This is a genomic window from Vibrio sp. QJM3NY_39, assembly GCF_057785895.1.
This window is the reverse complement of sequence record NZ_CM173505.1, coordinates 1,852,481-1,864,252: the sequence shown is the minus strand read 5'-3', so window position 1 is coordinate 1,864,252 and position 11,772 is coordinate 1,852,481. Positions and strand designations below refer to the sequence as shown.

Annotated in this window: 11 protein-coding genes and 1 pseudogene; 6 read left to right on the top strand and 6 right to left on the bottom strand. The window is 41.2% G+C overall.

Features of this window, described 5'->3' with window-relative positions; translation table 11 throughout:
* The first annotated feature begins 31 nt into the window (after nucleotides 1–31).
* Nucleotides 32–205 (top strand): ribosome modulation factor, encoded by a 174-nt coding sequence (gene rmf, locus AC3CHU_RS08610; RefSeq protein ID WP_017074275.1) that lies wholly within the window; start codon nucleotides 32–34, stop codon nucleotides 203–205.
* Between the two features lie 248 nt (nucleotides 206–453).
* Here rmf and fabA read toward each other — a convergent pair whose 3' ends face one another.
* Both fabA and AC3CHU_RS08600 read right to left on the bottom strand, forming a co-directional pair.
* On the bottom strand, nucleotides 454–969 hold the full coding sequence (fabA, locus tag AC3CHU_RS08605; protein ID WP_010440782.1) for a bifunctional 3-hydroxydecanoyl-ACP dehydratase/trans-2-decenoyl-ACP isomerase: 516 nt from the start codon (nucleotides 967–969) through the stop codon (nucleotides 454–456).
* Between the two features lie 70 nt (nucleotides 970–1,039).
* Nucleotides 1,040–2,692 (bottom strand): S16 family serine protease, encoded by a 1,653-nt coding sequence (locus tag AC3CHU_RS08600; protein ID WP_488524362.1) that lies wholly within the window; start codon nucleotides 2,690–2,692, stop codon nucleotides 1,040–1,042.
* Between the two features lie 188 nt (nucleotides 2,693–2,880).
* On the opposite strand from AC3CHU_RS08600, the gene matP reads away from it, so the two are divergent.
* The 4 genes from matP to AC3CHU_RS08580 all read left to right on the top strand — a co-directional run bounded on the left by matP (nucleotide 2,881) and on the right by AC3CHU_RS08580 (nucleotide 5,450).
* Nucleotides 2,881–3,336: a macrodomain Ter protein MatP gene (gene matP, locus AC3CHU_RS08595; protein ID WP_004733655.1), complete on the top strand. Its 456-nt coding sequence runs from the start codon at nucleotides 2,881–2,883 to the stop codon at nucleotides 3,334–3,336.
* 23 nt (nucleotides 3,337–3,359) lie between these two features.
* The gene (locus tag AC3CHU_RS08590; protein ID WP_008221967.1) at nucleotides 3,360–3,668 is read left to right on the top strand and encodes a DUF3634 family protein; all 309 of its coding nucleotides are present in this window, start codon (nucleotides 3,360–3,362) and stop codon (nucleotides 3,666–3,668) included.
* 105 nt (nucleotides 3,669–3,773) lie between these two features.
* Nucleotides 3,774–4,082, top strand: a complete 309-nt coding sequence (locus tag AC3CHU_RS08585; protein ID WP_488524361.1) for a hypothetical protein — start codon at nucleotides 3,774–3,776, stop codon at nucleotides 4,080–4,082.
* Between the two features lie 147 nt (nucleotides 4,083–4,229).
* Nucleotides 4,230–5,450 carry a hypothetical protein gene (locus AC3CHU_RS08580; RefSeq protein WP_065205181.1) on the top strand — a complete coding sequence of 407 codons (1,221 nt, stop codon included), beginning with the start codon at nucleotides 4,230–4,232 and terminating at the stop codon, nucleotides 5,448–5,450.
* An 85-nt stretch (nucleotides 5,451–5,535) separates the two neighbouring features.
* Here the strand turns inward: AC3CHU_RS08580 and AC3CHU_RS08575 are convergent, their stop codons facing one another.
* A complete protein-coding gene (locus AC3CHU_RS08575) occupies nucleotides 5,536–6,138 on the bottom strand; it encodes a DUF2971 domain-containing protein (RefSeq protein WP_171316405.1) in 603 nt (200 codons plus the stop codon).
* A gap of 322 nt (nucleotides 6,139–6,460) precedes the next feature.
* A pseudogene (locus AC3CHU_RS08570) lies at nucleotides 6,461–7,307 on the bottom strand (ISNCY family transposase); the annotation flags it as partial.
* 979 nt (nucleotides 7,308–8,286) lie between these two features.
* Between AC3CHU_RS08570 and AC3CHU_RS08565 the strand changes: the two are divergent.
* Nucleotides 8,287–8,568, top strand: a complete 282-nt coding sequence (locus AC3CHU_RS08565) for a hypothetical protein (RefSeq protein WP_488524360.1) — start codon at nucleotides 8,287–8,289, stop codon at nucleotides 8,566–8,568.
* Between the two features lie 267 nt (nucleotides 8,569–8,835).
* On the opposite strand, the gene AC3CHU_RS08560 is transcribed toward AC3CHU_RS08565, so the two are convergent.
* Both AC3CHU_RS08560 and AC3CHU_RS08555 read right to left on the bottom strand, forming a co-directional pair.
* Nucleotides 8,836–10,560, bottom strand: a complete 1,725-nt coding sequence (locus tag AC3CHU_RS08560) for an ATP-binding protein (RefSeq protein ID WP_488524359.1) — start codon at nucleotides 10,558–10,560, stop codon at nucleotides 8,836–8,838.
* Nucleotides 10,560–11,744: an FIST signal transduction protein gene (locus AC3CHU_RS08555; RefSeq protein ID WP_488524358.1), complete on the bottom strand. Its 1,185-nt coding sequence runs from the start codon at nucleotides 11,742–11,744 to the stop codon at nucleotides 10,560–10,562. The genes AC3CHU_RS08560 and AC3CHU_RS08555 overlap by 1 nt, the downstream gene beginning before the upstream one ends.
* Between the last annotated feature and the right edge of the window lie 28 nt (nucleotides 11,745–11,772).

Below are 11,772 nucleotides of genomic sequence, written 5' to 3'. Positions count from 1 at the left end.
AGTAAACGAACACCCGTATGAGGACTGCACTATGAAGAGACAAAAGCGTGATCGCCTAGAACGAGCACAATCTCAAGGTTACAAAGCTGGTTTAAATGGCAGGTCACAAGAAGCTTGCCCATATAGCCAAATGGATTCTAAATCGTATTGGTTAGGTGGTTGGCGTGATGCCAAAGATGATAAGCATTCAGGTCTCTATAAGTAGATAGGGCGAACATATTCAAAGGTCAAGGCTCCATGTTGTATAACAGCTGGAGCCTTGTTAGTTTCTGAGAACCATACAAGGCTTATAAACCGAGAACTGGCTGATTAGAAAGTGATTTAAGGTTGTTTCGCTGGTGGACATATAATTGATGAAATTTACTTAGTTACACCTTAGTGCACTATAACTAAATGTGTTGGAATGAAAATAAAGCAACCATTGGCTGCTTTATTAAAAATCTAACTATTAGACTAGAATGCTGATGTGTCTTGGAAAAGACCAACTTTCAAATCTTTAGCAACATAGATCTCTTTACCATCAACAAGAACGCGACCGTCTGCAAGGCCCATTACTAGGCGACGGTTAACAACACGCTTCATGTGAATTTCGTAAGTTACTTTTTTAGCCGTAGGTAAGATTTGGCCAGTGAACTTAACTTCACCAACACCTAGAGCACGGCCTTTGCCTTTGCCGCCAACCCAACCAAGGTAGAAGCCAACAAGCTGCCACATTGCATCAAGGCCTAGACAACCAGGCATTACTGGGTCGCCAGGGAAGTGACAGTCGAAGAACCATAGGTCAGGAGTAATATCCAGTTCAGCAAGAATCAAACCTTTACCGAAATCACCTTCAGTCTCAGACATTTTAGTGATGCGATCCATCATCAACATGTTCGGTGCTGGTAGTTGAGGACCTTCTGGCCATAGTTCGCCTTGGCTTGATGCTAGAAGATCTTCGCGAGTGTAAGAATCACGTTTGTTTTGCATTATCAATTACTCCGATTTTTGATAGGTGCATATTAGTGAACAGGTGTACGCTAAACAAGTCCGATCAGTACTAGACAAACCAGTTTTTAATGCGTCCAACGATTCCAATAGGGTGCTCATGTCTTTCAAAGTTTTCAATACGTTCCGCGATTTTACTCAGAACGCTTTCTTGTTCTTCGTCCCTAAATGGTGCGTTCATAATAAGAGGAATCGCTTCATCTACATTAGACACAGACCAGATATGGAACTCTTTGTTTTTGATGCTTTCAATTAGGTCTGGCTTCAGAGCAAGGTGTCTTAAGTTAGATCTAGGAAGGATCACACCTTGTTCGCCAGTTAGCCCGTTGTGTTTACATACATGGTAGAAGCCTTCGATTTTCTCGTTTAGCCCACCAACGGCTTGTACACGACCGAATTGGTCGACAGCACCGGTTACCGCTATCTGTTGATTGATAGGGTATTCCGACAAAGCACTTACCAGAGAGCAAAGCTCAGCAAGGGAAGCGCTATCGCCATCAACTTCGCAGTATGATTGCTCAAACACAACAGAAGCAGCATATGGCAACGGATCTTCAAGGTTTAGCGCGCTGCTTACGAACGCTTGCATGATCATCATGCCTTTAGCGTGAAGGTTGCCACCAAGCTCTGCTTTTCTTTCTACATCGGTAATGTCACCATCGCCAAAGTGAATAACACAGGAAATACGAGCTGGTTCACCATAAGAAATAGGGTGTCCAGGAACGTCAATAACCGTCAGGCCGTTAACTTGTCCTACTTGCTCACCCTCTGTTTCGATGATGACTTGGCCATCTCGAATATCATCGAGAGCACGTTCAGGAAGGTAAGACTCGCGGTTGTATTTGTGTTGTTGAGCTTGCTGAATATGGTGAATATCAATGTCACCATTGTCCGCTTCAACTAAAGCTTCGCTCAATAGCGCATTGTGCCAAATAGGACATAAAGGGATATAGCTCTGATCTTCAGTCTCACGCGCGCCAGCGGTAAGAATCCCAATTAGTGCCTGTTGCGTAATATATGGGAGGTTATAACGTTGCTGAAGCCATCTTAGATACCCAAGATATTGGGTTAAAGTATCGTGTGAAAGCTTAATATCTTGTTCTATTTCACTGAATAGACAAAACCCTGTTTGAATATCGCCATCTAGATAATCCAGATCACCAAGTTGAGCGCGGTCTCCGACAACAATCAACTTAATGTTGTATGTCAGTGCAGCGATAGGCGTTTGATTTAGATGCTCTGGAAAACTGCTAATTGGTTCGACTGCTTCACCGAGAAGTGCGGATTTCAATAACAACCAACTTCCTGGATTTGCAAGGATCAGATTCGCTGAGACAACGAGGTAACCATTGTTCGATCTAGAAAGTAGACCAGGCTTTGTTGCTACAATTTCACCATTTTTAGACTGAACTTGGTCAAATAAAGCGGCTGCATTTAAAGATTCGGTTTTTATAACAGGCTGAACATCGTCATTTAACTCTGTCGTCAAAGATTCAACGATAAGTTGACGATAGATTGAGTTGTCAGGCGCATTAACAAGTAGAACTCGTGAAAGATTGGATAGGCGTACAAAACGGGTTAGCGCATCTCTAAATCTATGTTGAATGTCTGAGAATGTGGAAGGAGAGATGTCAGGAAATTGCTCTAGTTGAGCGCTATATTCATCGTACTGAGGCGTTACATGTCGCCAATCTACTTGAGTCATTTAAATGTCTGATTATGATAATAAGGTAGGGAGTATATAGAAAAACCGAGGAGGCATATAGGTCTATGTTGTAGTTACTAAACACTAAGCTAATATAAGTATGATCTTGGTCTATTCTTTCAAGACAATAATTGTTAAGTGACCTATTATGGGTTACGCTGTCACTAGGTTAACTCTCGAGATTAGACATGAAATATCAGCAGCTTGAAAATTTAGAATGTGGTTGGAAATGGAACTACTTGGTAAAAAAATGGAAAGAAGGTGATTCGATCACTTGCCACATTGATTCAAGTGAAGCTGATGTTGCCGTGAAAGCTTTGTTGGAGCTAGAACACCAACCTACAGGGGTTCTTGAGTGGATCTCAAATAACATGTCGCCTGAGCTTGATAACAAACTCAAGCAAGCGATCAGAGCCAAACGTAAGCGCCATTTCAACGCTGAACAAGTTCATACTAAAAAGAAGTCTATCGACCTTGATTATCGAGTCTGGGAGAAGTTATCTCAACGAGCAAACGAACTCGGTTGTACGTTATCTGATGCGATAGAGTATTTGGTTAGCGAAGCGTCTCGAAGTGAGCAAGCCAGCAAGACAGTTACTAGCCTTAAAGAAGATTTGAGTAAGCTCCTTTCTGACGATAAATAGCCGTCAACAGTAGTGGTGACATTATGATGTATGTAATCTTAATTGGTGCAGTGTTGGTTTTCTGGTTAGTCGCAGTTGATCGGCCGGTATTGAAAATCAAATTTAGTGACGGGGCGATCGAACAAGTTAAAGGTCATCTTCCACCGAGCTTTAAGCACAACCTTCAAGAAATTGGCCACAACAACGCCTTTAAAGGTGAGTTAAAAGTGTATGCTAAACGCTCTGGTTACAATCTCAAATTTACTAAAGATGTACCTAAAAGCGTTCAACAACGTATTCGTAACGTATTTCCGCATAATGGATTTAAATCCAAAGGTTCAAAGAAAGCGTAATTGTCGAGAATTACGCGTTATCTAGTAAAACGTCATACTTAGTTAATTCTTCAGCCCCCTTAACTGTAAGCATACTGTTCTCACCCCCAATAAAGAGAGAGCAGTATGAGATATCTAATATTCTTGTCGTTTTTTTTATCCCCATTTGTTTTTGCCGACGATGCATTGGTTAACCCCGTAGCCAAAAAAATCAAAGCCACAGTACTGAAAGGGCTCAACAAGAATAATATTGATTTTGATGGTTATTGCGACCTGATGATAGAAATGAAGCACTCTAAAGGTTATGCAAGAATTAAAAAGGTTAGGGCATCTGGCGATAGCAAAGCATGCAAACAAGCTAAAAAGCACTTACCGAGGAAGAAAAAGTTCAAATACAGCTTTCCTGAAAAGTACATCCGCCTCCATATCACATAATAAGCCGATCTAATGCACTATAACTAAATAACCTTAATTTTATTGAAACAATTACGTGAACCAATCTCTAATTTCTATTAATATTAGTTTTATTATAAAGGCAGGATATGCCGACAAAAGAGCATTTAGGGCAAAGGAAAGTCACGGTTGTTGTTAGCACATAAAAATTACCCCCCAGAAGTGATTGAGATATCTAGAAAAGTCTCAATCAATGTTGAGGCTCGCTTTAATCGGTGGCTGATCTCTCCGGAGTATAAACTCGAACAATCTACGGTAGATACATTACTGAGTTTGGAAAATAGATACTGTGATAGCGTTATATTTGATGAATCTGACCGCATATCTCACAATCAACGTATTTTATTGCGTTGTGAACAAGATAGAGTTAACGCTCATCGTGAGAAAGTCGTCGCGAAGCAACAAACACTGCGTTACGTGGTCGATGATGTAAGTAATGCAGCCTCGGAGCTTATGCTTGAGAAGCTTCAAGGGACCTTAATAAGCACATTGTTTTCAGAGCTACCAGACTACAACCAGTTCGCTAATGTTGGCTATTCGCCATCCTTAAACTTTTCTAAGCTCCATGAAATATCAGCCAAAAGTAGTGCATTGAGTTCAAGCTTAATCGAGTTTGTTTCCAATCGTGAGTTCACTGAAAAGTACGGTAAAAAGTCCAAGGTAATTCTCGATCCTAAAGTTGCAGCGCGCCAAATCGGTATCGAGAACTGTCGTTTGTTGTTTCCATTACTGATGAGCCAGCAGCTTATTAAATGGAGTGATGGCAACATCAAACACATCTCGCCTAAGGTTTGGCAGCATCTGGTAGTGACTTCAAATGCGACTCGAATTCGACTTCAAGAAACGTCGGTAAAAGATCCTAACGTCGGTATTCTACTTGGTGTTTTGAGAGTTCTGCCTTTATTCTTGATTTGTAACCACTTTTCTTCAATTTTTGAAGATGCATTGGTAAAAACGATGCTTGGCTATCGTGAAGCAAGTGACAAGCATGATGAATATTATGCTTGTACAGAGGTGATACCAAACACACAATTTCTCGAAGTAATGGTAGAGAAATTGGAGCTTAAGCTACTAAAAAATCTCGTTGAATTTGTAGATTGGAGCCCAAGTAATCTGTTCATTAAGAGGGCGCTTCTAGAGGAAGTGAATGATATCCCCGTGCTTGAGCGAACAGTTTATGGCGCGGCTCTCGCCCAAGGTCGAAAGTTTTCTATTTTCGAAGCGTTGGATAACAGCGAATTGTTTAACGTTAAGCATCGTCCTTATTGGTTTTCCACAGTTCAAATGTCTATAACGACAATTGAACAAATGCAGGGTAGAGTGCCTGGACAACTGACGACGAACATGTAAATAAAAAGGGAGCTACATTAAATGTGGCTCCCTTTTTGTTACGCAGTAACCTTTGGGCGGTTACTGGATCAGTTGGTGTGTTATTTTAACTGACCACTTCGAATGTAAACGACTCTTGTTTGGCTGTTGCGTGTTTAACGGGAATACCAAGGCGTTGGCAAGTCATCAGAACTTTAAGCTTCCTGTCGGCAGGAGCGTGTTCAGAGAGGATCACAGAGCTTAGGCATTCTCTATTAAGGTACAGCTTATTGCCGAGCATCTCCTGATTAGGCAACACCCAGCGATATTCCTTTTCGTAACGCCAATTAGAATGCTTGATCTTAAATATTTCTGCTTCCAATTCAGATGTTTGGAATTCATTCAACGATTCTAATTGGAACATGTTTGGGTCGTCTTCATACTGTACTTCAAAGCAATTGAGCTTGGCCTCACCATTATAACAATTGAGATCATACTCGATGCACATGCCTTTAAAGTTGTCGCCATACTGAGACCATAGTATTGGGTGGTCACTTGACTGAGAAAAACACACAACCTTGAAATCGTTCTGAAGTTCTTTGTCGAGCAGATGGTTAGACTCAAATGGGTTATTAAAGGTCTTAGCGTAATCAAACCATAACGAACATTCGGCAATAGATTGTATGTTTCTGTCGTGGAGCGATCTGAACTTATAAAGTTTAGGCAACATATCAAACACCTAGTTTACAACATTTCTTGATGTTAACACTTTAATTCATAACTCATACCCGAATGCATAGCATTTGATTGCTCAATCACCAAATTTATTGGCACAACTGTTTGATAGAACAAAATTTAAACACGAAATAGTGACCGGTTTAAGTGGTTTGTTTTGCAGTTAAGCAATAGCGAACTAAAGTAGGTTAGTTGAAGATAAGATACAACGTAACTTTTTTGTTTGGACTAAATGGCTTAGAGCCTGTATTTGAGAATCGTAAGGTTAATTTAATAAAGGAAGTGTTCTAGTTGACTCTTGAGGGTTTCTTGCACTTGAAAATATCGTCGAGTTCTTGCTTGGACTCTCGAACCGGACGATGCATGTTTTTCGGGTATTGTGCGGGTTTAGCAAAGCGGTGGTTAAAATCGGCGATGAAGTAGGGAAGCCAGGCGTTGGCTTGTTCTATGGTGTCGATGCCTTGTAAGCGCATCTCTTTAACCAGTCGGTCTTGCAGCGTGAGGTTGGCCAACTTGTTTGTGTTTCTCCTGATTCACTCGAAAAATCGAGTGCTTGTCACTGTAAAATGCGATGGGTTTACCGTGCTCATTAAGGTATTCACGTGTGGTCAGCATGTAGTCAAACGCGGATTCGGTCTCACTGAATCTTAGGTTCATCAAGCGGCCAGTTGCATCATCAATGAACACCAATAGGCAGCATTTGTCGCTGCGGCCCTCAAACCAGTCATGATGTGAGCCATCTATCTTAATCAATTCTCCAAGACAGTCTCGACGGTAACGAGGTTGATAGACCCGAGATTTGCGTTGTGAATGTGGAAGCCACAGTCCGTCGGCGATCATCCATTGACGTAAAGTTTCGTTTGATATGGGCAAGTTGTGCAGCTCAGATAACTTTTCTTGAGCGAGTGTTGGTGAGAAGTCGCTGTAGTTTTCACGGACAAGGCTTAGCACCGAGTTTCGATAACCACTTGAATAACGATGATTGCTAGGCTTACCGCGAGCGCGATGAGCCAATCCGCTCGCACCGTATTTACGAAGTCGGTTCATCAGGCGTTGGATGTGACGGACACTCAAGCTGAGGATCTCGGCAGCATCGGCCCGACGTATCCGTCGCTGACACACATCTTCAATTACTTTAAAACGATTGATCTCTGAATCACTCATAGTCACCAGCATGTTGTTATGTCCATAGCGTTTACCAATATCAATTAAGCCTAGTGGTGATGAGCTAAAGGGACATTTTAACTTTGGAAAATAGTGACATTACAACTTTGCGCTTACAATCTCAGTGCGTATTATGGGTCTAAATTATGTTGAGTGGTTTGCTTTGCTTAACTGAATAAGAACGTGGGTGAGTAACATGCTCAATGAGGAGGTCAGCTTGTCTGGCCTTTTTGATGCCCGTTAGGAAAATCGTTGTTAGAAGTTAACCCGTAACATAATTTGCACAATGCGCACTAACATTCTGAGTTTGTTATTGCATGACATACCAGTATGTTAAAAAATGACATACCACTAGTTTTTAAAATCTCTCCTTGCTTACGTTCCTAGCTTCATTAGATTCAGTTTCTCTTTTTATCTAACAGCTGTGCGCGTTTTGGGAGGGGCCCGTTTCGTCGGGAGGGACCCAAAACGCGCACAGCGTTTTGGATGGAGAGTACACTATCTTTAATAGTGTACTCTTGTACCATTTCGGTATTAACGCTTTGCATTCCTTTTATTATCAATAAGTTAGATTTCTTCGTTTTTGCCTGAAAAAAGCATTTGCGAATCTCTTGTAATTGCAAATGTCGTCTGTTATTCTTTTTGTGATTTCAATGCAATTGCAATAGGGTGCTTTATGTCAGATATACCTAGTCCTTGGGACACCAAGAAAGTGCGCCAAATTAATGAGGATAGAAACAAGTCTTACTCTGATGATTTGGATTCGAATTTTAACTTTCGTTGTAACTCTGAGCTTAAGGAGGATTTTAAAAAGCTATGTAAGCGCGATCAGTCTTCTCCGACAGTTGCTTTGAAGAGATATATGCTGTCTTGCCTAAGGAAAGGTCGTATAGATTGATTTTTTTGCTGTGAGCATTCAGGGACGTTACAGCGTCCCTGAATGTATGAAACCCCAACCACGAAAATTAGGAATAAACATATGAATACAATTATTGTAAACACTGAAAGCAATAGCAATAGCTCGGATATTTTAGAGCTATCTATGGATAAGAAAAAATCATGCGATAAATTCACTCTGGATGATATTTCAGACCAGGTTAACCGTCTGCATAGTATTTCTATGTTTTTGGAGTCTGGGGCTTATACAGATGATATTCGTGCAGGGATTACGGAGCATTTGCTTAATGAAATAGAAAGCCTGCAAGGCGTTCTTATGCATGCTCGCGTATTTTCGTTGGCTTCTGGTACTCATGATAGTTAGATTAAGCTCGCTTTCTGCTGCTATAAGCTTGCTTGTAGAGCATAAAGGAGCAACAAACGTAGTTTGTACTGTCTCACTTAATAACACGCTTAGTGCGTATTATGTATATTATGTTAAATTGGTTTTGGTGTTTATAAGGCAGGTATCTTTGTGTGATGCCCTGCCTCTTGTTTATCTACCAAATTGGCGTTCTATTTAACAGTAAAGCTATTTACCATAAAATACCTAATAAACATATATCCTAATCTTCGATTAAGAATACGTTTATTAGATTTCAAGCATTAATCGATCGATAGCCTCTGTGATCTCTTTGGTTCTTACTGGTTTGGTGACGAAATCATCCATGCCTACATCTAAGCACGAATATTTATCTTCTAGTGATGTGTGTGCTGTTAGCGCGACGATTGGCGTTTTGATGTTCGCGTCTCTCATGTATTTAGTTGTCGTTAGGCCATCCATTACGGGCATCGACACATCCATCAAGATAATATCTATCGAGTCGTTTCCTCTTTCAACAAATCCAATTGCTTCTTCACCGTTACTTGCGATAAAAACTTCGTGGCCTTGTCGCGTTAGAATCAATTTAATCACCATTTGATTTGTAGGATTGTCTTCGACAACTAAAACTGAATAGCGACTTCTGAGTTCTCTTGAAGATTTGTCCTCTTCACTGTGAGCTAGATTGTTCGTGACTCTGGTAAGCACTGGTAACTGCACTTCGAATTTAGAACCTTTTCCGGGTTCACTCTCTACAGATATGCGTCCTCGCATCAGTTCTACCAGTCGCTTGGTTATCGCAAGGCCTAAACCGGTGCCACCAAATCTGCGTGTGATTGTACTATCAGCTTGCACGAATGGGCTGAATAGCGACGAAAGTTGTTGTGAGCTAATGCCAATCCCGGTGTCTTCTACTGTTATATAGAATGAGCTCTGCAGGTATTTGATAGAAACATGAACATGCCCGCGTTCAGTGAATTTTATCGCGTTACCGATCAAATTAAATAGGATTTGTGCCAAGCGACTTGGGTCGATGTAATGAAGTTCACCTTCAGGGATATCGCTAGCTACCGTTAGCGCCAACCCTTTATAGTCTGCTGTCTTCTTTTGTTCAGATAATACAAACGTTACAGTGTCTCTTACGTTGCTCCATTGAGGTGCTAGTGAGAAACATCCAGATTCAATCTTAGAAAAATCCAATACGTCACTGATAATTGCCAATAAAAGCTCTGATGATGTGCTCATATTAAGCAGTATAGACTGTTGCTCTTCGTTCAGTGATGTGGATTTTAGGGCGTCTATCAAGCCAATGATGGCATTTAGCGGTGTTCTTAATTCATGACTCATCATTGCGAGGAATTCAGACTTGGCCTTGTTGGCTCTTTCTGCGTCTTTTCTTGCTGTAACAAGCTCTGCTGTACGCTCTCGAACGGTTGCTTCAAGCTTTTCTTTGTTTTCAATATCGAAAACAGCACGCTCAATTAGTGGTCTAAAGCGGTTTAGGGTTGCTTTTGTTTCAACACTAAAGTGCTTGGTATTGGAGTGGATAAAGATGATTACGGATTGTGTTAGTCCGCTATCGATACCAGTAATTAGAACAGAGTTGATTTGATCGAGGATAATGGGGTGTAAGGAATTGAATTCACCCAGAGACTTGGGTTCAAAAAGGATGGCGCATTCTCCATTGATCACTCGAGATAGCTTGCCACAATCACTCCAATTCATTTGTTCGAAGACTTTGTTATTGGTTAGAAGGGTTTTGAAATTACCTTCGTTCCCTACCCTAGATATTACGATAAAGTCATCAAACTTAATGTATTTTTTGAGCACAAATTCAAGACTATAAAATATCTCAGATATGTTACTTGCCTTACTGATCGCAGAGATGGTTGATAAGATCACCCTGTTCTCTTCAGCCAGTTTTCGCTCACGGGCTTTTAGTTTTTGCAGTTCAATACGTGCTTCTTGCAGCGCTTCTTGACCTTCAGAGCCCATTATTTTTTCAACCTATAAAACGTTGCAGACGATACCATTAAATTTCCGTGCGCACTCTCACCGCCAGATAACCTTCCTTGTTCACCAAAGGTGAATGGGCATATGTATGGGAGTCCGTTAAGTGCTTGATTTATTTGATCGCATACATCGTCCATATCTTGCTTAAGGTTCAACATTGGACCTGCGCAGAAGATATTGATCGCACCTAGTTTCTCTTCTAAATCCATGTCGTTGTAGTAAGAAGAGTGAATAATATTAGCGGCACGGCTTATCAATTGCTGTTTAGACCCCTGCATCAAATAAATGGTGTCGCCTTCACTGATGTCTGTGAATAGCTCGATTCCATTGCACTCTGTTTCTCTGATTGAGTGAGACAATTTGAAATATGGGTAGTCGTATGAAGAGCCAACTTTTCTACCTAGTGGATACACGGACGACTTTTCGAATATATAACCATCATCACTACCACCTAGATGGAAATTGGTCCATTCGTTATAAACGGTGACGGCTGGTCTATGGTCAATCTCCAACAATATTCGGTTTCTTACTTTAGTCACGGTCCCAGAATAGCGAGTGGGCGTATGACCTGCACTAAAAGACGAATAGATGGACTGAGAAGCAAATACCACAGTTAAAGACACGCCATTGATAGAGAGTGACTCTTCGGTAAAGATACTCCAGTTTCCAGAAACCTGATTATCCGCCGCGCTGCCACCAATAATAGGTACCTCAGTACCAAACTTCTTATCGATCGCTGCCATGACCTTCTCTTCATTGCCTGGAGTGGAATGCAATAAGATAAGATCAGGGATTTCACCTTCTCGGTTGGCGTTCTTAAGTGCTTTATCGATGGCGCTGAAGGTACTTTGGTTTATGGAGTCGCTAAAGTGCTCGATACCCGTACCATAGGCGTTGATCCCAGAGTCATAGATGATGAGTACGCCTATCACTGGGCCGGAGTGGAACCCAGTTTCGGTCATAATGCCGTGACAAGTGGTGCAGCCATGTATTGGGGTGTTAGGGAGAGCATCTACGAAATATCTCTGCACAGCGAGTGTTGAGTACTCTTCTGTGCAGTAGCAAATAAGACAGGCAATATCGTCAGGGTTTTCTACTCCACTGAGCAACTCATCTACTGCGATTTTATCGTCTAGGGAATAAGAGACTTTTGATAGAAATTTCATAGATTCCGGGAAACTTTATTAATGTCCT